This window comes from Aromatoleum toluvorans (assembly GCF_012910905.1).
GTDB classification, from domain to species: domain Bacteria; phylum Pseudomonadota; class Gammaproteobacteria; order Burkholderiales; family Rhodocyclaceae; genus Aromatoleum; species Aromatoleum toluvorans.
On sequence record NZ_WTVN01000006.1, the window covers coordinates 58,800 to 84,202 of the forward strand.

At 67.8% G+C, this 25,403-nt stretch carries 20 protein-coding genes; 7 read left to right on the forward strand and 13 right to left on the reverse strand.

Annotated elements, in window-relative coordinates; all coding sequences use genetic code 11:
• Positions 1-54: 54 nt before the first annotated feature.
• Complete coding sequence (locus tag GPA22_RS05870) at positions 55-5,253, reverse strand: retention module-containing protein (RefSeq protein ID WP_169255166.1); 5,199 nt, start codon at positions 5,251-5,253, stop codon at positions 55-57.
• A gap of 275 nt (positions 5,254-5,528) precedes the next feature.
• Here GPA22_RS05870 and GPA22_RS05875 point away from each other — a divergent pair, with 275 nt between their 5' ends.
• On the forward strand, positions 5,529-7,433 hold the full coding sequence (locus tag GPA22_RS05875; protein WP_169255167.1) for a peptidase U32 family protein: 1,905 nt from the start codon (positions 5,529-5,531) through the stop codon (positions 7,431-7,433).
• Positions 7,434-7,442: 9 nt separating this feature from the next.
• Here GPA22_RS05875 and GPA22_RS05880 read toward each other — a convergent pair whose 3' ends face one another.
• The 9 genes from GPA22_RS05880 to GPA22_RS05920 form a co-directional block, all read right to left on the reverse strand.
• On the reverse strand, positions 7,443-8,612 hold the full coding sequence (locus tag GPA22_RS05880) for a glycoside hydrolase 5 family protein (RefSeq protein WP_169255259.1): 1,170 nt from the start codon (positions 8,610-8,612) through the stop codon (positions 7,443-7,445).
• A 260-nt stretch (positions 8,613-8,872) separates the two neighbouring features.
• On the reverse strand, positions 8,873-10,960 hold the full coding sequence (locus GPA22_RS05885) for a heavy metal translocating P-type ATPase (protein WP_169255168.1): 2,088 nt from the start codon (positions 10,958-10,960) through the stop codon (positions 8,873-8,875).
• Complete coding sequence (locus GPA22_RS05890) at positions 10,957-11,313, reverse strand: DUF5132 domain-containing protein (RefSeq protein WP_246264103.1); 357 nt, start codon at positions 11,311-11,313, stop codon at positions 10,957-10,959. Before GPA22_RS05890 ends, GPA22_RS05885 begins: the two co-directional genes overlap by 4 nt.
• On the reverse strand, positions 11,279-11,632 hold the full coding sequence (locus tag GPA22_RS05895; RefSeq protein WP_211168960.1) for a hypothetical protein: 354 nt from the start codon (positions 11,630-11,632) through the stop codon (positions 11,279-11,281). The genes GPA22_RS05890 and GPA22_RS05895 overlap by 35 nt, the downstream gene beginning before the upstream one ends.
• 8 nt (positions 11,633-11,640) lie before the next feature.
• Positions 11,641-12,048 carry a hypothetical protein gene (locus GPA22_RS22605; protein ID WP_211168961.1) on the reverse strand — a complete coding sequence of 136 codons (408 nt, stop codon included), beginning with the start codon at positions 12,046-12,048 and terminating at the stop codon, positions 11,641-11,643.
• A gap of 10 nt (positions 12,049-12,058) precedes the next feature.
• Positions 12,059-12,754 carry a ferritin family protein gene (locus tag GPA22_RS05905; protein ID WP_169255169.1) on the reverse strand — a complete coding sequence of 232 codons (696 nt, stop codon included), beginning with the start codon at positions 12,752-12,754 and terminating at the stop codon, positions 12,059-12,061.
• Positions 12,747-13,082, reverse strand: coding sequence for an HMA2 domain-containing protein (locus GPA22_RS05910; protein ID WP_169255170.1), 336 nt, complete (start codon positions 13,080-13,082; stop codon positions 12,747-12,749). Before GPA22_RS05910 ends, GPA22_RS05905 begins: the two co-directional genes overlap by 8 nt.
• 42 nt (positions 13,083-13,124) lie before the next feature.
• Entirely contained in the window at positions 13,125-13,586 is a 462-nt protein-coding gene (locus GPA22_RS05915) for an HMA2 domain-containing protein (protein ID WP_169255171.1), read from the reverse strand.
• Positions 13,587-13,628: 42 nt separating this feature from the next.
• Positions 13,629-15,575 carry a potassium transporter Kup gene (locus tag GPA22_RS05920; RefSeq protein WP_211168962.1) on the reverse strand — a complete coding sequence of 649 codons (1,947 nt, stop codon included), beginning with the start codon at positions 15,573-15,575 and terminating at the stop codon, positions 13,629-13,631.
• A gap of 154 nt (positions 15,576-15,729) precedes the next feature.
• Between GPA22_RS05920 and GPA22_RS05925 the strand changes: the two genes are divergently transcribed.
• Positions 15,730-16,554: a helical backbone metal receptor gene (locus GPA22_RS05925; RefSeq protein ID WP_169255173.1), complete on the forward strand. Its 825-nt coding sequence runs from the start codon at positions 15,730-15,732 to the stop codon at positions 16,552-16,554.
• Between the two features lie 11 nt (positions 16,555-16,565).
• On the opposite strand, the gene GPA22_RS05930 is transcribed toward GPA22_RS05925, so the two are convergent.
• The 3 genes from GPA22_RS05930 to GPA22_RS05940 all read right to left on the reverse strand — a co-directional run bounded on the left by GPA22_RS05930 (position 16,566) and on the right by GPA22_RS05940 (position 19,984).
• Positions 16,566-17,042, reverse strand: coding sequence for a PIN domain-containing protein (locus tag GPA22_RS05930; RefSeq protein WP_169255174.1), 477 nt, complete (start codon positions 17,040-17,042; stop codon positions 16,566-16,568).
• A gap of 64 nt (positions 17,043-17,106) precedes the next feature.
• Positions 17,107-18,930, reverse strand: coding sequence for a PHA/PHB synthase family protein (locus GPA22_RS05935; protein ID WP_169255175.1), 1,824 nt, complete (start codon positions 18,928-18,930; stop codon positions 17,107-17,109).
• Positions 18,931-18,949: 19 nt separating this feature from the next.
• A complete protein-coding gene (locus GPA22_RS05940) occupies positions 18,950-19,984 on the reverse strand; it encodes an MBL fold metallo-hydrolase (protein WP_169255176.1) in 1,035 nt (344 codons plus the stop codon).
• A gap of 137 nt (positions 19,985-20,121) precedes the next feature.
• Here GPA22_RS05940 and GPA22_RS05945 point away from each other — a divergent pair, with 137 nt between their 5' ends.
• The 5 genes from GPA22_RS05945 to GPA22_RS05965 all read left to right on the forward strand — a co-directional run bounded on the left by GPA22_RS05945 (position 20,122) and on the right by GPA22_RS05965 (position 25,392).
• Entirely contained in the window at positions 20,122-20,559 is a 438-nt protein-coding gene (locus GPA22_RS05945; RefSeq protein WP_169255177.1) for a MerR family transcriptional regulator, read from the forward strand.
• Between the two features lie 266 nt (positions 20,560-20,825).
• Positions 20,826-21,965 carry a carbonate dehydratase gene (can, locus tag GPA22_RS05950; RefSeq protein ID WP_169255178.1) on the forward strand — a complete coding sequence of 380 codons (1,140 nt, stop codon included), beginning with the start codon at positions 20,826-20,828 and terminating at the stop codon, positions 21,963-21,965.
• A 36-nt stretch (positions 21,966-22,001) separates the two neighbouring features.
• Positions 22,002-23,192 (forward strand): acetyl-CoA C-acetyltransferase, encoded by a 1,191-nt coding sequence (locus GPA22_RS05955; RefSeq protein WP_169255179.1) that lies wholly within the window; start codon positions 22,002-22,004, stop codon positions 23,190-23,192.
• Positions 23,193-24,326 carry an acyl-CoA dehydrogenase gene (locus tag GPA22_RS05960; RefSeq protein WP_169255180.1) on the forward strand — a complete coding sequence of 378 codons (1,134 nt, stop codon included), beginning with the start codon at positions 23,193-23,195 and terminating at the stop codon, positions 24,324-24,326.
• A 274-nt stretch (positions 24,327-24,600) separates the two neighbouring features.
• On the forward strand, positions 24,601-25,392 hold the full coding sequence (locus GPA22_RS05965; RefSeq protein WP_169255181.1) for an enoyl-CoA hydratase/isomerase family protein: 792 nt from the start codon (positions 24,601-24,603) through the stop codon (positions 25,390-25,392).
• The last annotated feature ends 11 nt before the right edge of the window (positions 25,393-25,403 follow it).

A 25,403-nucleotide genomic window follows, 5' to 3' on the forward strand; every position in this document is an offset into this window, starting at 1 on the left:
GGCGGACGAAAAAAAGCCCGGCGGCCGTGAGCCGCCGGGCGAGTGGTCAGGGCGTCAGTCGGTGATGAGTTTGCCCTTGTTCATGAGGTCGGTGATGATCGCCTGATCGCTCGTGAGCGCACCGCCGTTGGTGAGATCGACGTTTTCGATCACGATCCTCTGATCGATCGGAGCCCCCGTGCCGCCGGAATGCACCTCGATCGTCGTCGCCTTGGTGCCTGCGTCGTAGCTGAAATGCAGGTAGTCCGTCAGCGGATCGGTGGCGGACGAGTTGCCTTCGAGCAGGTCCTTCAGATCGAGGCGGTCGCCGCCGCTCGCAAAGGCTGCGGTGTTGAAGTCCTTGATCGTGTCGGTGGGCACCGAAGCGCTACTGGCGTCCACTAGGGCCCACTTGAAGGTGTCGGCGCCGATGCCGCCGGTGAGGATGTCGTTGCCTCCTCCGCCGATCAGGGTGTCGTTCCCTTCACCGCCGCCCAGCCGGTCGTTGCCGCCCAGCCCGGAGAGCTGATCGTCGCCCTTGCCGCCGTACAGCACGTTGTCACCGCTGTTGCCGGTGAGCGTGTCGCCTTGGTCGGAGCCCAAGATGTGCGGTGCATCCGTCGTCGCGGCCGCCGTGACGCCCGTTGCCGAGGCCGAGTAGTCCTGCGTTGTCAGGTGGTTCGGGACGAGGTTGATGTCCAGCGTGGCGCCGACCTTGTCGCCGTCCGCATCCACCACTTCCAGCGGCAGGCCGAAGTTGATCGGGAGCCCCTGGTTGATATGGGTGGTGCCGAAGTCGCCGACCTTGAAGTCCTGGCCGCCGGCGTGCTGGTATTCGACGCTGCTGAAACCATCCGCCGTGTAAGTGGCGATCTGCGTGTTGGATACGACCCCGGAAACCGTGACTTGGTATTTCGTTCCAGCGCCCGGATCAACGTCGTCAAAGTCGACCGTGAATTCCTTGCCTCCGATCGTGATAAGCGTTGCGCCCAATCCGATCTCTTTCTCCGAAATCACGCGGGTCTGGCCTCCGTAGGTAATGCCGATGGCGATTACGGAGTCCTGGGTTCCATTCCCCACAGTATTGTCGGAATCGAAATCATCGAATGCCTTGATGAGTACGCTGCTCTTCGCGCTTCCGCCGGTAATGGCGGTGAAGAGCGCCGATGCACCGTTCGTCGTGTAATGTCCATCGAACGAATGGGTCGTGTCGCCGGGAACGTAATCCTTGCCACTGACCGAAGTCCCGCTCAGGTCGGTGACGAAGTCGATGCGGATGGCTTCTCCGCTGCCGACGCTGTTCCCCCCGACGCCACCCTCATTCGCGTTGGTATTGACGGTGCTACCGCTCACATAATTGCCACCGGCACTCTTGACCATCGGTGTGATGAGCAGATCCGAACTGTTGTCGTTGGCATTGGTGAAGAACCCCGCCCAGTTTGCATTGCCGCCCGTGAAGTTGTATCCGCCCGCATTGAAGTCGATCGTTGTCGCGCCGCCATCGACAGTGCCGTGCATCTGCATCGTGTACTGGCCGCTTGCCGGATCGAGCGTCACGGTGAATACGGTGCCCGCTGCCGTCGAGGCCGTGAGAACCTGCCCGTTTGTCGAGAGCGCATAGGTGATCGGCAGTCCGCCGGAGGTCAGCGTCGTGCTGCCGGCGAGGCCGGGTGCGAAACGGATCGTGCCGCCATCGGTGCCGTAGTTGTTCGCGATGTTGATGTCAAGATCCAGGGGGGCCGTGAAAGTCGAGGTCGTTATGTTCAACATCACTGTCGTTGCGGGCACGAACGCAACTGGACCGTCATCGAGCACCGTCACCGTGAAGGTCTTCGACGCGGTCGTCCCGTCGCCATCCACGACATTCGCCGTGATCGTCAGATCGATCGCGTCGTTCGGGTTCGACGCATCGGGGTGCGCCATCGCCTTCAGCTGCGTGAAGGTGTAGGTGCCGTCGCCATTCACGGCGACCTTCCAGCTTCCGTCGTTGGCGGTCAGTGTGTTCGTGCCTGCGGACCAAGTCGCGTTGGATGCCCGGAGCGCCAGCGTGCCCGCGCTGTCGCCGCCGTAATTGACGGTCAGCGTTCCGATGACGCTGTCGAGTCCGCCGGTTTCATCGACCGTCTGGTTCGATGTGGTGAGCGAAGGCGTGTAGTTGATGTCGGTCGTCACCGATCCGGTGGCGGTCAGGAGCTCGAACGAGCCTTGCGTTCCGCTGACGGTTTGGGTCGCCGTCGCGGTGATCGGCCCGACAGCAGGGGTGGTCCCGTCGTTCGGGGCAGTGTCCGTGATTGAGCCTGTGGTGCCCGAAGTAATCTGGAACGACAACCCATTGGACAAAGTCACCACTACCGGCGCATCGCCTGTGCGCACTTCGTGGTCGAGTGTCGCGGTATAGGTGATCGTTCCGCCGGGAAGAACCGAGGTCGTGCCGGTGAGCGTGAGTTTGGTCGTATCGACGGTATCGACCAGCTGCACGGTGCCGACCGTGGGCGTGCCCAGGGCCTCGAAGCCCGAGCCGCCGGTGACCGAGACATTGGTGGCGACGGTCAGATTGGCCGGTGCTTCGGCATAGACGTCCTCGAAGGTCGCCTCGGGGATCACGGCGGTGACCGTGCCGGTGGTGCCGCTGGTGACGGTGATGGTCTGGGCGTTGCCGGCGAGGTCGGTGAAGTTGACCGTGACCGGCTCATCGCCCGCGCGCACGGCGGCCCCCAAGGTCACGGTGTAGGTGAGGGTGGTGCCGTCCTCGGTGAAGTTCGGAGCGGCGGCAAGGCTGACGGTGGTTGTATCGACGGTATCGACCAGCTGCACGGTGCCGACCGTGGGCGTGCCCAGGGCCTCGAAGCCCGAGCCGCCGGTGACCGAGACATTGGTGGCGACGGTCAGATTGGCCGGTGCTTCGGCATAGACGTCCTCGAAGGTCGCCTCGGGGATCGCGGCGGTGACCGTGGCGGTGGTGCCGCTGGTGACGGTGATGGTCTGGGCGTTGCCGGCGAGGTCGGTGAAGTTGACCGTGACCGGCTCATCGCCCGCGCGCACGGCGGCCCCCAAGGTCACGGTGTAGGTGAGGGTGGTGCCGTCCTCGGTGAAGTTCGGAGCGGCGGCAAGGCTGACGGTGGTCGTATCGACGGTGTCGACCAGCTGCACGGTGCCGACCGTGGGGGTGCCCAGGGCCTCGAAGTTCGCGCCGCCGGTGACGGTGACGTTGGTGGCGACGGCGAGGTTGGCGTCCGCCTCCTTGTAGGGATCCTCGAAGGTGGCCTCGGGGATCACTGCGGTGACGGTGCCGGTGGTGCCGCTGGCGATGGTGATGGTCTGGGCGTTGCCGGCGAGGTCGGTGAAGTTGACCGTGACCGGATCATCGCCCGCGCGCACGGCGGCCCCGAGGGTCACGGTGTAGGTGAGGGTGGTGCCGTCCTCGGTGAAGTTCGGGGCAGCGGCGAGGCTGACGGTGGTCGTATCGACGGTGTCGACCAGCTGCACGGTGCCGACCGCGGGAGTGCCCAGGGCCTCGAAGTCCGCGCCGCCGGAGACGGTGACGTTGGTGGCGACGGCGAGGTTGGCGTCCGCCTCCTTGTAGACATCCTCGAAGGTGGCCTCGGGGATCACTGCGGTGACCGTGCCGGTGGTGCCGCTGGCGATGGTGATGGTCTGGGCGTTGCCGGCGAGGTCGGTGAAGTTGACCGTGACCGGATCATCGCCCGCGCGCACGGCGGCCCCGAGGGTCGCCGTGTAGGTGAGGGTGATGCCGTCCTCGGTGAAGTTCGGGGCAGCGGCGAGGCTGACGGTGGTCGTATCGACGGTGTCGACCAGCTGCACGGTGCCGACCGTGGGAGTGCCCAGGGCCTCGAAGTTCGCGCCGCCGGAGACGGTGACGTTGGTGGCGACGGCGAGGTTGGCGTCCGCCTCCTTGTAGGGATCCTCGAAGGTGGCCTCGGGGATCACTGCGGTGACGGTGCCGGTGGTGCCGCTGGCGATGGTGATGGTCTGGGCGTTGCCGGCGAGGTCGGTGAAGTTGACCGTGACCGGATCATCGCCCGCGCGCACGGCGGCCCCGAGGGTCGCCGTGTAGGTGAGGGTGATGCCGTCCTCGGTGAAGTTCGGGGCGGCGGCGAGGCTGACGGTGGTCGTATCGACGGTGTCGACCAGCTGCACGGTGCCGACTGAGGGTGGATTGAGCGCCTCGAAGTTCGCACCTCCGCCGATCGTGACATTGGTGGCGACGAGCAGGTCGGCCGGCGCTTCCTCGTAAACATCCTCGAACAGCGATTCGGGGATGGCCACGGCGACCGAGCCGGACGTGCCGCTCGTGATCACGATGGTCTGGGCGTTGCCGGCCAGGTCGGTGAAGCTCACGCGTACCGGGTCGTCCCCGGGGCGAACCGCTGCGCTCAGCGTGACGACGTAGGTCAGGGTGGTGCCGTCTTCGGTGAAGGTCGGGGCGGCGTTGAGTTCGACGTTGATGGCGGAATTCGTGGTGTCGATCGTGTCACGCACCTCCACGATGGCCGGTCCCGTCGGGGTGACCGTGCCGAAGTCGCTGCCGGTGCTGCCGACGACATCCACCGGGAAGGTCTCGGGGTCGATGTAGGGGTCGTCGCCCTGGATCGGGAAGGGCGTCGAGGTGCCGGTCGTCGCGCCGACCGGGATCGTGATCGTGGCACCGTTGCTCAGCGTGATCACCAGGTCGCTGCCCGTGACGGGGCTGCTCACGGTCGCGACGATGGTGGCTGTGCCCGATCCTTCAGTGACGACGATGTTGCCGAGCGTGACCGTGGCGTTGAGGGGCTGCGGTTCCTGCGGGAGCGGCGCGGATTCCTCCGGCTCGATGCGGGCGATGGATTCCTGGCCGAACTGGAACTCGAGCGGGCCGACGCCTTCGCTGATGCGCAGCAGGCGCACGAAGCTGTTGCCGTCGCCGCCGCCACCGCCGGCGAGACCCGCCGCCGGGGCTTCGATGTCGTCGAGGTTGCCGCCCTGTTCGAGGGCCTGGATCACCTGGTCGACGGTAGCCTGCGAGACCTGTGCATCCTCGGGCGCGGGACGGGTCGTTGCCGACACGTCGGCGGTGAGGGTTACCGTCTGGTCGGCGGCGATCGCCATCGGCGCGCCGTCGGACATGGCGAGTTCGACATGGCCGCCGGCCATCGTGATGACCGATTCGCCTTCCTGCAGCGTGTCACCCGCCTTGAGCGGACGCAGGTTGCCCTTCACATCGCGCGCAAACGCCTTGCCCGTGACCGCCACGACTACCGCAATTGCTTGTGCCATTTTCGCTGCTCCTCTGATGGTCTGGCGAAGCCGCCGGGGGCGGTCGCGCGATGCCTATTACACTTGGTAACAGAATATGACCGGAGGCATGTGGGAGGTATTGGCCGGAGGTACAGGGGCGGGGCAGCTTTCGTGACGCATGTCACGGATGTAACGATCTGTTTCGAGCACGGTTGCCGCGGACCCGGCGAACGACGGTCCGGCGCGAAAAGGCCTATCATGCGGGGCCGTCCGCGATGTGCCGGACGGCCTTTCGATTTCGCCCGGCCTTTCCGATGTCGCACGCCTTCGCCCTCGAACTTCTCGCTCCCGCCCGCAACCTCGAATCGGGCATCGCCGCGATCGAGCACGGGGCCGACGCCGTGTATATCGGCGGACCGTCGTTCGGCGCGCGCGCGTCGGCGGGCAACAGCATGGCGGACATCGCGGCGCTGGCCGCGCATGCGCACCGCTATTCCGCGCGCGTGCTGCTCGCCCTCAACACCATCCTGCGCGACGACGAACTCGACGGTGCGCGCCAGGTGGTCATCCAGGCCTACGAGGCCGGCGTCGATGCGCTGATCGTGCAGGATATGGGCCTGCTGGAGCTGGACCTGCCGCCGATCCAGCTGCACGCGAGCACACAGTGCGACATCCGCACGCCAGCGAAGGCGCGCTTCCTGCAGGACGTGGGGTTCTCGCAGATCGTGCTGGCGCGCGAGCTGGATCTGCGCCAGATCCGCGCGATCGCCGACGCGACCGACCGCGAGCGCTGCGCGCTGGAGTTCTTCATCCACGGCGCGTTGTGCGTGAGCTACTCGGGGCAATGCACGATCAGCCACGCCTTCACCGGGCGCAGCGCGAATCGCGGCGAATGCGCGCAGATGTGCCGTCTGCCGTGGTCGCTGAAGGACGCCGACGGCACGCCGGTGGCCGACCGGCGGCACCTGCTGTCGCTGAAGGACAACGACCAGACGGCGAACCTCGAGGCGCTGATCGACGCCGGCGTCCGCTCGTTCAAGATCGAGGGGCGGCTGAAGGATCTGGCCTACGTGAAGAACGTGACGGCGCACTACCGCCAGCAGCTCGACCGCATCCTCGAGACGCGGCCCGAATTCGCACGCAGTTCGGGGGGGCGCTCGACCTTCAGCTTCACGCCGCGGCCGGAAAAGACCTTCAATCGCGGCAGCACGGATTACTTCGTGAATGGCCGCCACGGCGACATCGAGTCCTTCGAGTCGCCCAAGTTTGTCGGCGCCCCGGTCGGGCGTGTGCTGGGCGTGAGCGGGCGCTTCGTCACCGTCGAGGCGGCCGAGCCGCTCGCGAATGGCGACGGGCTGGCGTGGTACGGCGCCACGGGCGAGTTGCAGGGCGCCCGCGTGAATCGTGTCGACGGCGGGCGCATCCAGCTCGTCGACCTGCCGCAGGGGCTCGTCACCGGCGCGACGCTGTACCGCAACGTCGATCACGTGTTCGAGAAGCTCCTGGCCGGCAAGTCGGCCGAGCGCCGCGTGCAGGTGCGCCTGCGTCTCGACGATACGGCGGACGGGCTGGCCCTGACGATCACCGACGAGGCCGGCGTGTCGGCGACGGCCACGCTCGCCTGCGACAAGGCCGCGCCGCGTGACCCGCTGCGTGCCGAGGCGACGCTGCGCGACAGCCTCGCGAAGCTCGGCGGCACGATGTTCGTCACCGCGGCAGCCGAGGTCGTGCTCGACACCGCGCAGCCGTGGTTCGTGCCGGTCGGGCAGCTCAACGCGCTGCGGCGTGCCGCGGTGGAGGCGCTCGCCGCGGCGCGCGCGGCAGCCTGGCAGCGCCCGCCGCGGGCAGTGCCGGTCGATCCGCCGGCGCGCTACCCGGACACCTCGCTCAACTACCTCGGCAACGTCTTCAACGCCCGCGCGCGCGACTTCTACCGCAAGCACGGCGTCGAGCTGATCGCCGACGCCTTCGAGGCGAACCACGAGGACGGGCTCGTCTCGCTGATGATCACCAAGCACTGCCTGCGCTACAGCTTCAACCTGTGCCCGAAGCAGGTGAAGGGCATCCGCCCCGATCCGATGACGCTGTGGCAGGAGCGCGGCGACGGCGAGCGCGTCGTGCGCGAACCGCTGACGCTGCGCTTCGACTGCAAGAAGTGCGAGATGCACGTGGTCGGCCGGCGCGTCGGCAAGGGCACGCGGCCGCAGCTTGGCGACTGAGGGCGCGCGTCAGCGCACGAGGAAGGGGAGGTTGGCGGTCGCCGCCTTGCCCTGGCGGTCGCGTAGCGTGATGAAGAGGCGATAGGCGCCCGGCTGCCGCGGGGCGAGGAAGCGCGCGCTGGTCGCATCGGCATGCAGCATGCGCACGTCGATGCGCGGCGGCGCGGCTTCCGTGTCGCCGCCCTTGCGTAGATCGGTTGCTTCGGCGAAGACGTTCCACTCCACCGTCAGCGGCGAGCCGTCGAACGAGGCGGCGTCGACGCCCGCGGAAATCTCCGCTCCCGGCGCGAACACGTCCGCCGCGATGCCGATGCCGCGGATCGCCGGTGCGGGCTCGGCGACCGGCTTGCCCCACGCCTGCGTCAGCGCGTCGGTCATCGCCGTGAGGCTGCCGTCGGCCAGCAGCAGGCCGTGCCACGTCGCCGTCTGCTCCTGCTTCGCGCCCCACAGGAAGGGGAACACCCCGGCGATCTGCCGCTCTTTGCGCAGGAAGGCGAGCGCATCGCGGAAAAAGACAGCCTTCTCGCTGCTCGTCGGCTCGACCGGCGCGCCCCACGGCTTCTTGCCGGCCTGCCACTGGCCGAGCGGCCCCAGTTCGGTGACGACGGCGGGTTTGGCGATGCCCGCGTCGCGCAGGCGCTGCGGCAGGTCGAACACGGCGCCGGCGTAGAGGTTGATGCCCAGCAGGTCGACGTTCGGGCAGCAGCCGGCGAGCGTGCGCAACTGCGCCATGCCGGTGTCGGCGACGACCATCATCGTCGGGTGGGCGGGATCGAGCGCCCTGACGATGCCGGCGAGCCGATCCACCTCGCGCCAGGCAGGCAAGGGGTCCGCCTCGCCCGTTTCGACCTCGTTGCCGACACCCCACGCGAGGAGCGCGGGGTGGCTGCGATAGCGGGTGACGAAGGCGCGGATCGCGCGTTCCTGCGCCTGCACGGCGGCCCGGTCGCCGAGATCGAAACCGTGGCGCGGATGGCCGACCCACAGGCCCATCACGACCTTCAGCCCGAGCGCCTGCGCGGCGTCCAGCACCCACGCGTCGGACTCGCGATACACGCGCACGACGCGTGCGCCGGCTACTGCGAGCTTTTCCAGCGCGGCGCGATCGCCCTCGAAGGCGGCGCCCTGCCATTGCTCGGTCGCGGTCTGCGCATCGGCCGGCGGCGCGCCGAGGCACATCGACGCGACCACGACGCCGAGCAGGCGGCGAAGCCGGGGAAGGAGATCGGCGGTTCGACAGGGCAGGTGCATCAACGAAAATTCAAGTTTCAGCGACTCCCAAAGGGTACGCTTTGCCGAAATGAGTGTCGTAGGCACGGATCGTAGGGCGGAAAAGCGCAGCGCCTTCCGCCACGCAGCGCCTGGGGTTGAATGGCCGATCATTCGGCGGCTCGGTTGCCGGACGCGGCCTTCGGCTCATCCTCCCTGCGCAGTCGCCGCTAGCCCGTCCTGCCGCGCAGCGCGTTGAGCAGGATCGCGATCGTGCTGCCGTTGTGCAGCATCGCCGTCGTCACCGGCGACAGCACGCCGATCGCCGCCGCGCCGAGGATCGCGGTGTTGAGGCCGACCGTCAGGCGGTAGTTGTTGCGGATGCGCGTCATCGTCGCCTGCGCGAGCGCCTTGGCGTCCGCGACGCAGCCGATGTCGTCTTCCAGCAGCGCGACGTCGGCGGTCAGGCGCGCGATGTCGGCACCCTTCTGCATCGCGACGCCGACGTGGGCGCCGGCGAGCGCGGGGGCGTCGTTGATGCCGTCGCCGACGAAGGCGATGCGCGCGCCCTGGCGGCCGAGGTCCTCGACGATGCTCGCCTTCTGCTCGGGCAGCAGTTCGGCGTGGAAGCCGTCGAGGCCCAGCTCCGCGGCGAGCTCGGCGGCGCGTTCGTGGTGGTCGCCCGTCAGCATCAGGATGCGGCGGGCACCGAGCGCGCGCAGCCGCGCGATGGTCGCGGCCGAGTTGGCGCGTACCTCGTCCTTCAGCGCCAGCACGCCCAGCAGTTTGCCGCCGAAGCCGATGTAGAGCAGCGTCTTGCCTTCGCGGTACAGGCGATCGATCGTCTCCGTGTGCGCCGAGACGTCGATCTTCTCGTCGTCCTCGATGAAGTGGCGCGAGCCGACGACGATGCGCCGGCCGTCGATCACGCTGGCGACGCCGTGCGCGACGATGAACTGCACTTCCTGGTGATCGAAGTGCTTGCCGGAGATTTCCTTCGCCGCCGCGACGACCGCCAGCGCCAGCGGATGGAAGTAATGCTCCTCTACCGACGCGGCGAGCCAGATCAGGTCGTCGGCGGAGTAGCTGCGGTCGAAGGTCACCGAGTCGGTGACCGCGAGCCGGCCGGCCGTCAGCGTGCCGGTCTTGTCGAAGATGAAAGTGTCGGCCTCGGCCAGCCGTTCCAGCGCGCTCGCCCCCTTCACGAGGATGCCGGTGCGCCCGGCGCGGTACATCGCCGACTTGAACGCCACCGGCGTCGCGAGCTTCAGCGCGCACGAGTAGTCGGCCTGGAGCACCGCGGCGGCACGGCGCCAGTCCTGCGACAGCAGGTAGGTCGAGCCGGCCAGCCCCAGCACGATCGGCACCAGCCGGTCCGCGAGCCGCGCCGCGCCGAGCTGCGCCTCGCTCTTCGCCGTGAGCGATTGCTCGACGTAGTCGGCGATGCGCGCCGCGGCGGTGCGTGCGCCGACCTGCTCGGCGTAGATCTGCAGCCGGCCTTCCTCGATCAGCGTGCCCGAAAGCACGGCGTCGCCGCGCGCCTTGGCGACCGCGACGCTCTCGCCGGTCATCGCCGCCTCGTTCACGGTGCCTTCGCCGCCGAGCACGGTGCCATCGACCGGGATCACGGCGCCGGTGCCGACGACGACCGTGTCGCCGACGCGCACCTCGGGGGCGGGGATGAGGACTTCCTGTCCGTCGCGCACGACCCACACCTCGTCGCTCGACGGGCGCAGCAGGTGCTTGAGGAGATCGTCCGAGCGCCGCGCGATCGAGTCCTCGAGGTACTCGCCCAGCGCGAGCATGAAGGTCGTCGTGTTGGCCGCGCTGAAGTCGCCGCGTGCAAGTGAGATCGACACGGCCAGCGCCTCGAGCACGTGCGAGGAGATGCCGTTGTCGCGGTAGTCGTCGAGCGCGTGCTTGAGCAGCGGCGCGGCCGCCCCGAGCGTCACCGGCAACTGCACGGAGGCGGGCAGGTAGCGCGTGCCCAGCAGCGTCGCGAGGCTCGCCACCAGCGGTCCCGCGCCGCCATCGGCGTCAGCCGGTTTCGTCCGTGTCGCGCGCCCGTCCGGCGGCGGCAGTGCCGCAAGTGCCTGCTGCAAGGCCTCGACGCCGATCGTGGCCGGATCGAAGCTCAGCACCAGCGAGTGCGTGCGCGGATTGACCCGCGCCTCCTGCACGCCCGGAATGTTCTCCGCCGCGCGTTCGATCGCGAGCGGCGTCGCGGGCGTGCCGGGCGCGCACGCGAAGCGGAAACGCACCCGCCCGCGCGTGCGATGCGCGACCGTCAGCGAGCGGAACCATGATCCGCCGCTCATGCGCCGCCGTGCTGCTCCGCCTCGACTTCGGCCTTCAGGTCGGCCATCTGTTCCTTGAACTCCTCGACGCCGCCGAGCAGGCCCGCATACAGCTTCATGCCCGTCTTCAGCAGCTTGCCACGCAGTTCCTCGTCGCCGAGCACGTAGGCGGCCGCCGCACCGATCGCCGCGCCGAGCAGGAACTGGTCGTACTGGCGCGATTTCAGCAGGCCGGGCATTGCCTTCAGCAGGCCTTCGTCGAAGCCGTGGCCCGCGGCGCCGCCGGCCGGCATGCCATAGCCGCTGCCCCAGCCGCCCGGCGCATAGCCGGCGTACTCGTCACGCTGCGCTTTCTTGTGCTTCTTCTTGCCCAAGGTGCTTCTCCCTGTGTCCGTTGCTGCGGCGCGCCGATTTGCGCGCCAGGTAATCGATGGCGGCCAGTCCCGCCGCGCCGCCGGCGACGGCGACGAGCACGCCGCGGTAATCCTGGCGCTGCCAGGCGTCGGCTGCGGCACAACCCGCCGCCAGTGCCGCGCCGCCCTGCAGCGCCTGCTTCAGCACGCCGCGGGCGGCGCCGGCCGTGACGCGCCCGCCCGGTTCCTGCAGCGCCGCGAGGAGGCCGGTGGCGACGAAGCCGCGGACGAAATTCGCCGGCGCTTCGCCCGTCTTCACCTTGACCGGAAGCTTGTGCATCGCTCGCATCAGGCCGAATCCCCGGTGTCGGCAGGCGGCGTGGTCTTCTTGCGCGCGCGTGTGCGTGGCGCGGCCGTCTTGGCGGTGCCCGTCGTGGGAGAGCCCGTCGTGGGAGTGCCCGTCGTGGGAGTGCCCGTCGTGGGGGGCGTGCTGCGCCGGCGTGCCGGGGCCTTGCGTGCGGGTGCGGCTTTGGCCGCCGGGGCCGCGGCTTCCGGCGCTGCAGCTTCCGGCGCTGCGGGTGCCGCCGCCAGTTTGGCCTTCAGGCCGGCCGACGAATGTTCGATCGCGTCGAGGCTGGAGATCGTCGCCTCGCGCAGGCGTTCCTGCGCCTTGTCCAGGCTGCTCTGCAGGCTCACCGTCTTGAGCAGCCTTACGGCCGCGGCACCGACCATTGCGCCGATTGCGAATGGAAGCACGGGATACATCTCATCCCTCCTTTCCGTCTTGAGTGAAATTGAGCTTGCCGCGGGCAAGCAGGACGCCTGCGCCGCCGGCTGCGATGCCGGCCAGCAGTGCGGGGTTGAGTCTGCTCAGCAGCGGGCCGACGACGCCGATGGCGGCGTGCTGGCCGCTGAGCACCGAAAAGGTCCTTTCCAGGAAGTCGCCGATCAGCCCGTGTTCCATGTGCGCTTCGTCGGGCGCGATGCCGCCTTGCGCATGCAGCTGTTCGAGGCGGACGGCCTCGGCGAGCGCTTCGTGCCATACCTGCAGTTGCTGCGCATCCTCGGCCTGCAACCGGCGCAGGCGCTTGCGCAGGGCGCCGTCGGTGCGCGCGATCAGCGTTTCGTAAAGCCGCAGCCGCGCTAGCGTGCCCGCGAGCGCGCGCTCGCAGTTCGCGCGCCAGCCCGGCGCGAGGCTGGTCTCCAGCGGGAAGGGGTCGAGCGGGCTGGCGACACCGTAGCGCCGGCACAGCCGCGCGAGCGTCGCGACGCGCGCCTCGGCCGCCTTCAGGCTCGCGGCGAACGGTTCGCGCGGGCCGTAGGCCTCGACGGCTTTGCGGTAGAAGGCGCGCGCGGCGAATTCGTCGTACAGGGCGATGCGCAGCGCCTGGTGCGCGGGCGGGAACGGCGCCTTGCGCTCGATCCGCCGGCCGCGCAGGATCGCCTCGTCGTAGTTACGCACCCGTCACCTCGCGGTGCTTGGTGACGAGGATGCCGAGCAGGACTTCCGCCGCGGGCGAGCGTACGCCGCCGAGCAGGTCGGGCCACGCGGCGGCGGGGATCGCCCCGGTGTCGTACTCGACGGTGCACGAGCGGGCGAGCAGGTTCAGTTTCACCGAGCGGATCCCGGGGATGTCGTCGAGTACCCGGCCGAAGCGTTTCGCGTCGCCGATCGCGTCCATCTGGCCCGCGTCGAGATCGCTCTCGAGCTTGAGCCGGATGCGCCCCGGAATGTGGTGGGCGATGCGCAGGTTGCGCGAGAAGCGTTGCAGTTGCTCGAATGCGTCCATCGGTGCAGTGGTCGGAAGGGATTCTCGGCGTTCGTGCGCCGGCTATTTGAACAGATGACGGCGGTGTACCGCCATGTGGATGCCCAGCAGGCCGAGGAACAGGCCCCCGGTTGCCGCATGCGCCTTCTTGTTGCCGGCCGCGGCGAGCGCGAGCGACACGCCCAGGCTGCCGAGCATGCCGTATTTGGCCCAGGTGTTGAGGCGCCGGTCGCGCTGCCACCGCCGCGGCGTGCGCGGGGTGCGGGCTTCCTCACGCGGGGCTGCCGGTGGCGGCGCGAGCTCGGCGCCGACGGCGGCCGATACGCGGGCCTCCATCTCGACGCGCGTCGCGTGTTCCGGGGTGTAGCGCAACAGCATGCTGCCGGTGCGCGGATTACCCTCGACTTCGACGACCCCGTCGATTTCCGCAAGGGCGGCACCCAGTCGCTCCTGCCGCGCTGCGTCGCGCAGCCGGGCATCGCGGATGCGGATGCGGCCGGGTACGGCCGAGACGATCCACTGCATGCTGGCGTACCCCCCTCTGCCGGAAAGCCGGTTATTTTCGAATCATAGCTCGACCTGCGTGCCCAGTTCCACAACACGGTTCGGCGGCAGGTGGAAGTAGTCGGCGGCGCTGCCGGCGTTGCGGAACATGACGATGAAGAGGCGTTCGCGCCACAGCGCCATGCCCGAGCCCATGCGGCGGACGATGGTTTCGCGGCCGAGGAAGAACGACGTTTCCATCGTCTCGAAGCGCAGCCCCTTCTCCGCGCAGCGTGCCAGTTCGGCGGGGATGTCCGGGTCGTCCATGAAGCCGAAGGTCAGGCGCACGCGATAGAAACCATAGTCGATCTCCTCGATCTCGATGCGGTCCTTCTCCGGCACGTGGGACACGTCCGCGGTATGCACCTTCAGCAGCACCACGCGCTCGTGCAGGACCTTGTTGTGCAGCAGGTTGTGCAGCAGCGCGCGTGGCACGCCGTCGAGCCAGGTCGTCAGGAACACCGCCGTGCCCGCGACGCGCGGCGGCGGACTCGTGAACATCGACTGGATGAACAGGTCGATCGGGATCGTGTCGGTGCGGATGCGGCTGTTGAGCATCGAGCGGCCGCGCTTCCAGGTGGTCAGGAAGGTGAAGATCACCGCCCCGATCAGCAGCGGGAACCAGCCACCGGCGAGGATCTTCACCGTCGTCGCGGAGAAGAAGGCGATATCGACGGCGAGGAACACCGCGAGGAAGAGGCCGGCCTTCAGCCTGCCCCAGCCCCACAGCGCGCGCACGACGACGAAGGCGAGCACCGTGTCGATCATCATCGTCATCGTCACCGCGATGCCGTAGGCCGAGGCCAGCGCGCTCGACGAGCGGAAGCCGACTACCAGCGCGACCACCGCGCCGAGGAGCATCCAGTTGATGCTCGGCACGTAGATCTGGCCCATCTCGCGTGCCGAGGTGAAGATTGTGCGCATGCGCGGCGCGTAGCCCAGCTGCATGGCCTGGCGCGTCAGCGAATACGCGCCCGAGATCACCGCCTGGCTGGCGATGATCGTCGCCAGCGTCGCCATGCCCACCATCGGATACACGAGTTCGTCGGGTACCAGCAGGTAGAAGGGGTTGCGCACGTTGTCGGGGTGGTCGAGGATCAGCGCGCCCTGGCCGAGGTAGTTCAGGTAGAGGGCCGGGAACACGACCGTGAACCACGCGAGCTTGATCGGCTTGCGGCCGAAGTGGCCCATGTCCGCGTAGAGGGCTTCGCCGCCGGTGATCGCCAGCACGACGGCGCCCAGCCCGAGCCAGCCCAGCAGCGGATTGTCGGCGAGGAAGCCGATCGCCCAGACGGGGTTGAGGGCGCCGAGGATCTCGGGATGCAGCCGGATGCCGGAGATGCCCAGTGCCGCCAGCACGAGGAACCAGCACACCATCACCGGGCCGAAGATCGCGCCGACGCGGCTGGTGCCGTGGCGCTGCATCATGAACAGGCCGACGAGGACGATCAGCGCGATCGGCAGCACATAGGGCGCGAAGGCCGGCGTCGCGACTTCGAGGCCTTCGACCGCCGAGAGCACCGAGATCGCCGGCGTGATCATGCCGTCGCCGTAGAACAGTGCGGCGCCGAAGACGCCCATCGACGACAGCACCCAGGCCTTGCGCCCGTCGGGGACGACGCGCAGGGCGAGCGAGATCAGCGCCATGATGCCGCCTTCGCCGCGGTTGTCGGCGCGGGTGATGAAGACTACGTACTTGGCCGACACCACCAGCATCAGCGCCCAGAACACCAGCGACAGGACCCCGTACACGTTCGCCGGCGTCACCGGCACGGCGTGATGGCCGTTGAACACTTCCTTCAGCGTGTACAGCGGGCTCGTGCCGATGTCGCCGTAGACGACGCCGATCGCGGCGACGGCGAGCCCTGCGAGGCCAGCGCGATGTTCGGTGGGAGGGGCCGCGGCCGGTTGTTCCACACGGTCTGCAGTGTGCACGACAGGACCTGGTTGTTTTTTTGGGAGGCTAAGCATACTGCAATGCAACAACCCGAGACAGGGGAATTTGCGCTGCCGCGGCACCGGAAAAAGCCTTTCAGGACAAGCGCATCGAGCCGGTTGCGCACGGCTGCCGCGACTGCCCTACAATCGCCTGTGATCCCCTCTCCATCATCCCGCGAGGTTGCCGATGAGTCACTCCCTATCACCGGACTTGGCGTTGCCCCTGCGCGATGCGATCGGCACCGAACACCGGCCGGCCGCCGGCGAGGTCCGCATCGTCTCGCTCGTGCCCTCGCTGACCGAACTGGTGTGCGACCTCGGCCTGGCCGATCGCCTGGTCGGGCGTACGGGTTTTTGCGTGCATCCGCGCAGTGTGCTGAAGCTCGTCCCCAAGGTCGGCGGCACGAAGGACGTGAAGATCGATGCCGTGCGGGAGCTCGCGCCGACGCACCTGATCGTCAATATCGACGAGAACCGGCGCGAGACGGTCGAGGAACTGGCCGCCTTCGTGCCCAACGTGATCGTCACGCATCCCTGTACGCCGACGGACAACATCACGCTGTATCGCCTCTTCGGCGGCGTGTTCCAGTGCGCCGCCCGCGCGGAGCAGCTCGTGACGGTCCTGGAAGGCGCGCTCGCGGAAGCGCAGGCGGTCGCGCGCGAGCTGCCGCGGGAGGAGGTGCTCTACCTCATCTGGCGCGCGCCGTGGATGACGGTCACGCGCGAAACCTACATCTCCGCGACGCTGGCCGCCGTGGGCTGGGACACGCTGCCGGCGGAGGCGGGCGCACGCTATCCGGAGGTCGACTGGCAGGCGCCGTGGATGGGGCGCGCCACGCGCGTGTTCCTGTCGAGCGAACCCTACCGCTTCGACGAGACCCATCTCGACGAAGTGAAGGCGCTGTCGGGGCGGCCGGTGGCGATGATCGATGGCGAGATGGCGTCCTGGTACGGCAGCCGCGCGATCGACGGCATGCGTTATCTCGCCGCGCTGCGCCGCCGTCTGCGCTGAGGAGGCGGTCCTCAGGCCGCGGCCAGCGCCGCGACGAAGGCTTCCGGCGTCAGGATCGCGAACAGCGGCCGGATGAGGCGATGGCGGTTGAGCTTCAGCAGCAGCTTGTCGCGGCTGACGAGGTGGGTCGCGCCGCCGTCGCGTGCGAGCGTCAGGAACTTCTGGTCGTCGCCGTCCCGGCATGCGGGCAGCGGCGGGGCGCTGGCGTCGTCCTGCGCCGGCAGTATGGCCGCGCGGGCCGCGTAGGCGGCGCAGAGCGCGTCCTGGCGCTCGGGCGCAATGCCGAACTGGCGGTAGGCGAGCACGCGGCGCAGCTCCTCGAGCGTCGCGTCGTTCGCGAGCAGCACCGGCGCGCCGGTGTCGACGAGCGCGCGTAGCGGCGCGAGCCGGGGATCCTCGAACACCCACAGCGCCATCACGGTGTTGGTATCGAGCACGAGGCGCAGGGTCGAAGGCGCGGGCAGGGGCGGCACAGGAGCGGTGGCCATCGGCAGGCGGTAAACGAAATCGAGGGGGCGATGCCCCCTCGGCTTCATCCCTGACGGACAGGAATCAGGCGGCTTCCTGGGCGTCGATACGGATCTTGACGTAGGAGCCCGGCGCGTCCTCGAGCACCTTCAGCTTGCCCTTCGCCGGATCGCGCACGTCGGTCTGTTCCGAGTCGTGCGCGGTGAGCCAGGCCTGCCAGTCGGTCCACCACGAACCCGGCTGGTGCTCGGCGCCCTCGAACCACTTGTCGGCGGTTTCGGCGAGCTTCGCGGCGGGGTTCAGCCAGTAGCCGTACTTGTTGGCCACCGGCGGGTTGACGATGCCGGCGATGTGGCCCGAGCCGCCCAGCACGAAGCGCACCGGACCGCCGAAGTTCGTCGCGCCGGCGTAGGTGCTCTTCCACGGGGCGATGTGGTCTTCCAGCGTCGAGATGAAGTAGCAGGGGACCTTGATCTTGCCGAGGTCGATCAGCACGCCATCGACCTCGATGCCGCCGGGCTGGACGAGGCGGTTTTCCATGTACATCGCGCGCAGGTAGAAGCTGTGCATCTTCGCCGGCATGCGCGTCGAGTCGGAGTTCCAGTACAGCAGGTCGAAGGGGAAGGGATCCTTGCCCATCAGGTAGTTATTGACGACGAAGGACCAGATCAGGTCGTTCGCGCGCATCATGTTGAAGGTGCCCGCCATCTCGGCGCCTTCGAGGTAGCCGCGCTCGAACATCTTCTTCTCGAGGCTGGACACCTGGCCTTCGTCGATGAACACGCCCAGCTCGCCCGGCTCGGCGAAGTCGGTCATGGTCGTGAAGAAGGTCGCGGCGGCGATGCGCTTCTGCTTCTTGCCCGCGAGGTAGGCGAGCGTGGTCGCCAGCAGGGTGCCGCCCAGGCAGTAGCCGCAGGCGTTCACTTCCTTCTCGCCGGTCTGCTTCTCGATCGCGTCCAGCGCCGCGACGACGCCTTCGAGCACGTAGGACTCGAAGGTCTTGTCCGCGAGGCGCTCGTCCGGGTTCACCCACGAGATCACGAACACCGTGTGGCCCTGGTCGACGCACCACTTCACGTACGAGTTCTTCTCGCGCAGGTCGAGGATGTAGAACTTGTTGATCCATGGCGGCACGATCAGCAGCGGACGCTTGTAGGCCTTCTCGGTCGTCGGCGAGTACTGGATCAGCTGCATCATGTCGGTCTGGAACACGACCTTGCCCGGCGTCGTGCCGACGTTCTTGCCCAGCTCGAAGGCGCTGGTGTCGGTCATCTTGACGCGCAGCTGGCCGCCGCCGTCTTCCATGTCGCGCAGCAGGTTGTTCAGGCCCTTGATCAGGTTCTGGCCGTTGCTCTTGACCGTCTCGCGGAACACTTCCGGGTTGGTCAGCGCGAAGTTCGACGGCGACAGCGCGTCGATGTACTGGCGGGTGTAGAAATTGACCTTCTTCTGCGTCTGCTCGTCGAGGCCGTCGACGCAGCACACCGTGTCATGTACGTGGCGCGCGGCGATCAGGTAGGACTGCTTGATGAAGTCGAACAGGAAATGCTCTTCCCACTGCTCGTCCTTGAAGCGCTTGTCGGCCTTGTCCGGCTGGGCGATCGGCGTGCCGTGCATGCCCATCACGCGCAGCATCGAGTGCTGCCACAGCGAGAAGTAGTCCCACACCAGGTTCATCTGCGACTGCGCCAGCTTGTACGGGTTGGCGAGCAGCTTGGCCATCATGTCCATGAAAGCCTGGGCGATGCCCAGCTCGTCGCTGGGGGTGGCGACGCCTTTCTTCAGCTGGCGCTGGACGTGTTCGCTGATGAGGTGCGAGGCCCGCTGGGCGACTTCGGAGTAGGTCTTCGCGACTTCCTTGGGGTCGGGCAGGTCGGCGAACACGGTCTCGGGGGTGGGTGCGGCCATTCTGTTCTTGCTCCTCTCTTCAAGCTTCAGCTGTTTTTTCGAATCGGATGATGCTGGTCCGGTCGCCCACCCTGCGGACCTCGCCGCGCGCGGCAAGGTAGTTGAGGTGGGCAATCGCCTCTCCCATGGCGAACATGACCTGATGCGTATCCAGTTCGCGGGGGAACAGCGTCGATAGCAGTTCCCCTGCGCTGCGGGGGGTCTCGATCTCTTTCAATAGTGCACTGCAGCGTTCACGGTGGTGCGCCTCGAGTTGGGCGATGCGCGCACGGATGCCGCGGAACGGATGCCCGTGTGATGGTAGCACGAGCGTATCGTCCGGCAAGTCCTTGAAGCGATTTAATGATTCGAGAAACCAGCCGAGCAGGTCGTCCTCGGGCGTGAGGGCGTAAACGCTGACGTTTGTCGAGATGCGCGGTAGCAGCATATCGCCCGAAATGAGCACTCCGAGCGACTCGCAATACAGGCTCGCGTGTTCGGGGGAATGGCCGAAGCCGACGATCACGTGCCAGTCGCGGCCGCCGATGTGGACGACGTCGCCGTCGAAGATCCGCTGATAGGACTTGGGCAGCGCCGGCACGCCGCGGCGATAGGAGTTGCCGCGGTCGCGCAGCGCCCCCTGGCGTGCGGGGTCCAGCCCGTGCGCGGCGAAGTGCGCGACCATCTCATCCACCGCGGTGCCCGCGATTTCGTTCCAGATTGCGTGGCCGTTGAAGAACTCGCCCTGCGTCATGACGACCGGCGCGCCGTTGCGTTCGGCGAGCCACGCGGCGAGGCCGAGGTGGTCGGGATGGCTGTGGGTGACGAGCACGCGCGACAGCGGGCGCGGGTCGCGATCGAGGATCGCGCTCCAGTTGTCGCGCACCGCGTCGATGCCGAAGCCGGTATCGACGACGGTCAGCGCGTCGCCGTCGTCGAGCAGCCACAGGTTGATGTGGTTCAGCACGAAGGGTAAGGGCATGCGGACCCAGCCCACGCCGGGCGCCACCTGCCGCACTTCGGCTGCGCCGGGGGTGTCGGGAAACGGGTACTGCAGATCCTGCAAGGTCGTCATTTGCGTCTCTCTCGGTCGGCGGGGGCTCGCGAGCATTGCCCAAACCCCTGAATTCTGATTAACTTTTCCGCCCTGTCGGGGCGGCTCCGGCAAAAACACGGTCGGTGTCCGACCGTTTTACTTCGAGCAATCGGCCAATGGCAAGCGAACAGACCTATACCATCACGGAACTTGCGCGGGAATTCGACGTGACCCCGCGGGCGATCCGCTTCTACGAGGACCAGGGCCTGCTGAAGCCGACGCGCGCCGGCCGCACCCGGGTGTACTCCAAGTCCGACCGCACGCGCCTCAAGCTCACGCTGCGCGGCAAGCGCCTGGGCCTGTCGCTCGCCGAGATCAAGGAGCTGATCGAGATGCACGGCGGCGTGGGCAATTCGGCGCCCCAGCTGCTGCGTTTTCTCGTCGTGCTCGCCGACCGCCGCGCGGCGCTCGAACAGCAGCGCGAGGACATCGAGGCGGTGCTGGGCGAGATCGATTCGCTGGAAAAGCAGTGCTCGGAACTGCTCGGCCACGATACGTCGCGTGCCGCCGAGGAGCGCGCGGAAGTCGTGCGCCGCATGCGCGCCGGGGCTTGATTTTTTTGACGGTTAGTTTACGTTGACGTAAACGTAATTACAACGGGAACGGTAGGGACGGTACGGGTCGGCGTGACGAATTTCGCGGCGCCCATGCCTTTCCGTGGCGTGCGGGGATGTGCGCGGATTGTGGCAGGATGGTGAGTTGGGCGCGTCCGCTTCCGTGAGCGGCGGGCACGCGCATGCGGCGGGACCTCCGGTCCGCTGCGCACACCGATAATCCGCGAGCGGGGACGCACCCGCTGTGACTGTTCCTGGGAGTGACGATGACGGCGAAGCTTCGCGTACTGACTGTTGATGACAAGGTGGAACTGGAGCACGTGCGCCAGTTTTTCCGCAATTACGCGGCGTGGCTCTGTGTGGACCTGGGGTTCCAGGGCTTCGGCGAGGAAATGGCGTCGCTGCCCGGCCCGTATTCGGCTCCCGAGGGGCGGCTGTTCTACGCGGAGTGCGAGGGCAAGCCGGCCGGATGCGTGGGCCTGCGGCCGTACTCGGAAGGCATCTGCGAGATGAAGCGCCTGTACGTCGAGCCGACGTTCCGCGGGCTGGGAATCGGGCGCGACCTGGTACTGGCGGCGATCCGCACGGCGAAGTCGCTCGGCTACCGCCGCATGATGCTCGACACGCTGCCCGCGATGCGCATCGCGGTGAAGCTGTATCGCGAACTCGGCTTTACCGAGGCGCCGGCGTATTACCCGACGCCGGTCGAGGGCACGCTGTTCCTGGCGCTCGACCTCGAGAACTGGTCCGAGGAGGAGGTCGCGAACGAGAACCTGTTCCATCTGTTCGATTTCAACCGCGCCTGGGCGCAGCGCATGCAGCAGGTCGATCCCGGTTTCTTCGAGAAGCTGTCGAAGCTGCAGTCGCCGGAATATTTGTGGATCGGCTGCTCCGATTCGCGCGTGCCGGCGAACCAGATCATCGGCCTGTTGCCGGGCGAGGTCTTCGTGCATCGCAACGTCGCGAACGTGGTCGTGCATACCGACCTCAACTGCCTGTCGGTGATCCAGTTCGCCGTCGATGTGCTGAAGGTCAAGCACATCATGGTGGTCGGCCATTACGGCTGCGGCGGCGTGAAATCCGCGCTGATGCGCGAGCGCATCGGGCTGGTCGACCTGTGGCTGCGGCACGTGCAGGACGTGCATGTGAAGCACCAGAAGGCGGTCGACGCGTTGCCCGCGGAGCTCGCGCACGACCGCCTGTGCGAGCTGAACGCGCTGGAACAGGTCGTGAACGTGTGCCAGACGGTGGTGGTGCAGGACGCATGGCGCCGCGGCCAGCCGCTGACGGTGCATGCATGGATCTACGGATTGAAGGACGGACTGGTGCGCGACCTGGGACTGAACGTGCGCCGTCCGGAAGACTTGATGCCGCGCTATGTCGCGGCACTGGAATCACTGGCCTGAGAGCCGGGTAACCAAGACGTTTTACAGGAGAGAAGCATGAGTGATCCCGTCGTTATCGTTTCCGCCGCGCGTACGCCGATGGGCGGTTTCCAGGGCGAGCTGTCCGGCCTGACCGGCCCGCAGCTGGGCGCTGTCGCGATCAAGGCCGCCGTCGAGCGCGCCGGGATCACTCCCGAGCAGGTTCAGGAGGTGCTGATGGGCTGCGTGCTGCCCGCGGGTGTCGGCCAGGCGCCGGCCCGCCAGGCGGCGCTCGGCGCGGGCCTGCCGCTGTCCGCGGGCTGCACGACGATCAGCAAGGTGTGCGGCTCGGGCATGAAGGCGACGATGCTCGCGCACGACCTGCTGGTGGCGGGCACCAATGACGTGATGGTCGCGGGCGGCATGGAGTCGATGTCGAACGCGCCCTACATGCTGCCGAAGGCGCGCGGCGGCTATCGCCTCGGCCATGGCCAGCTGCTCGACCACATGTTCTATGACGGCCTCGAGGACAGCTACAAGAAGGAAACGAAGGGGCGCCTGATGGGTACCTTCGCCGAAGATTGCGCCAGCCACTTTGACTTCACGCGTGCTGCACAGGACGAGTTCGCGATCGCTTCCACGACGCGCGCGCAGGCCGCGATCAAGGACGGCAGCTTCGCGTGGGAAGTCGCTCCGGTGACCGTGTCGGGCCGCAAGGGCGACATCGTCATCGACAAGGACGAGCAGCCGCCGAAGGCGCAGATCGACAAGATCGCCGGCCTGAAACCGGCGTTCGCGAAGGACGGCACGGTGACCGCCGCGAACTCGAGCTCGATCTCCGACGGCGCGGCCGCCCTCGTGATGATGCGCCGCTCGACCGCCGACAAGCTGGGCCTGAAGCCGCTCGCGACCATCGTCGGTCACGCGACCCACGCGCAGGAACCCGCCTGGTTCACGACCGCCCCGGTCGGTGCGATGCAGAAGGTGCTGGCGAAGGCCGGCTGGACCAAGGACCAGGTCGACCTGTGGGAGATCAACGAAGCCTTCGCGGTGGTCACGATGGCGGCGATGAAGGAGCTCGACCTGCCGCACGACAAGGTCAACGTGCATGGCGGCGCCTGCGCGCTGGGTCATCCGATCGGCGCTTCGGGCGCGCGCATCCTCGTCACGCTGCTCGGTGCGCTGAAGAAGTACGGCAAGAAGCGCGGCGTCGCCAGCCTGTGCATCGGCGGCGGCGAGGCGACGGCGGTTGCGGTGGAGCTCGCGTAAATGATCCTCACGCAAGAACAGGAAATGATCCGCGACTCCCTGCGCGCCTTCGCGCAGGAGCGCCTTGCGCCCTTCGCCGCCGAATGGGACCGCAACCACACCTTCCCGCGCGAAGCCCTGAAGGAACTGGCTGAGCTCGGCGCGCTGGGCATGGTCGTGCCCGAGCAGTGGGGTGGCGCGGGCATGGACTACGTGAGCCTGGTGCTCGCGCTGGAAGAGATCGCGGCCGGCGACGGCGCGACCTCGACCATCGTCAGCGTGCAGAACTCGCTCGCCTGCGGCATCCCGAACCGCTACGGCAACGATGCGCAGAAGGAGGAGTGGCTGAAGCCGCTCGCGCGCGGCGAGAAGCTCGGCTGCTTCTGCCTGACCGAGCCGCACGTGGGCTCCGACGCGTCCGCATTGAAAACGACGGCTGTGCGTGACGGTGACTCGTGGGTCATCAACGGCGTGAAGCAGTTCATCACCACCGGCCGCGAGGCCGACGTCGCGATCGTGTTCGCGGTGACCGACAAGACCGCCGGGAAGAAGGGCATCTCGTGCTTCCTCGTGCCGACGGACACCCCGGGCTACATCGTCGCGCGCATCGAGGAGAAGATGGGCCAGAAGGCCTCCGACACCGCGCAGATCCTGTTCGAGAACTGCCGCGTGCCGGCCGGTGCGTTGCTCGGTGCCGAAGGCGAAGGTTACAAGATCGCGCTGTCGAACCTCGAAGCGGGCCGCATCGGCATTGCCGCGCAGTGCCTGGGCATGGCGCGGGCGGCGCTGGAGGCGGCGGTGAAGTACGCCCACGAGCGCGAGACCTTCGGCAAGCCGATCTTCGAGCACCAGGCGGTGAACTTCCGCCTCGCCGACATGGCGACGCAACTGGAAGCCGCGCGCCAGCTCGTGTGGCACGCCGCGAGCCTGAAGGACGCCGGTCGGCCCTGCCTGAAGGAAGCGTCGATGGCGAAGCTGTTCGCTTCCGAGATGGCCGAGAAGGTGTGCTCGGATGCGATCCAGATCCACGGCGGCTACGGCTACGTCAGCGACTTCCCGGTCGAGCGCATCTACCGCGACGTGCGGGTGTGCCAGATCTACGAAGGTGCGAGCGACATCCAGCGTCTCGTGATCGGCCGTTCTCTGGCGGTTTGAGCAGCAAGTTGCCGTAGCCCACGTAGGGCGGAAAAGCGTAGCGCCTTCCGCCGCATGCGGGTTTCCGCCCGCTTCATTCGGCGGATAACGCCTTCGGCTCATCCGCCCTCGCACATCGCGCGGCCACGGCAGTGTTTTCCGATCCTGCGGGAGCAGGCGCCTGGGGGTTCTCCCTGCAGCCTTCCTCTCGATGCCCCCGGCGTCCCGCGGGATCCTTTATGCGTCATCGACCGGCGCCATGCAGAGCGCCGGCGCCACGATACAGGAGACGATCTTGACCTACGAAACCCTCGAAATCGCGCTCGAACAGGGCGTCGCGACGATCTGGATGAACCGTCCGGACGTCCATAACGCCTTTAACGCGCAACTGATCGCCGACATCACTGCGGCCTGCCGTGAGCTCGATGCCGACGACGCGGTGCGCGTCGTGGTGCTCGCCGGGCGCGGCAAGAGCTTTTCCGCCGGCGCCGACCTCAACTGGATGAAGGCCGCGGGCGAAGCGAGCGTCGAGGAGAACCTCGCCGACGCACGCAAGCTCGCGGGCATGCTGCGTACGCTGTCCGAGATGCGCAAACCCACGATCGCGCGCGTGCAGGGCGCGGCGCTCGGTGGCGGCATGGGCCTCGCGTCCGCGTGCGACATCTGCGTGGCGTCGGACAAGGCGGTGTTCGCGACCTCCGAAGTGAAATTCGGCATCATCCCGTCGGCGATCAGCCCCTACGTGATCCGTGCGATCGGCGAGCGCCAGTCCTACCGCTACTTCCAGTCGGCGGAGCGGATTTCCGCCGGGCGCGCGGGCGAGATCGGCCTCGCGCACGAAGTCGTCGCGGCCGAGGAACTCGATGCGAAGGTCGCCGAGATCGTGACCGCGCTGCTGCAGGGCGGGCCGAAGGCGCAGGCGGCGGCGAAGGACCTGATCCGCGCGGTCGCGAACCGGCCGGTGTCGGACGAGCTCGTCGAGGACACCGCGCGCCGCATCTCCAGCCTGCGCGCGACGCCGGAAGCGAAGGAGGGGCTCGACGCCTTCCTGTCGAAGCGTCCGGCGGCGTGGATTCCGGCGCAGTAACAGCGAGGAGA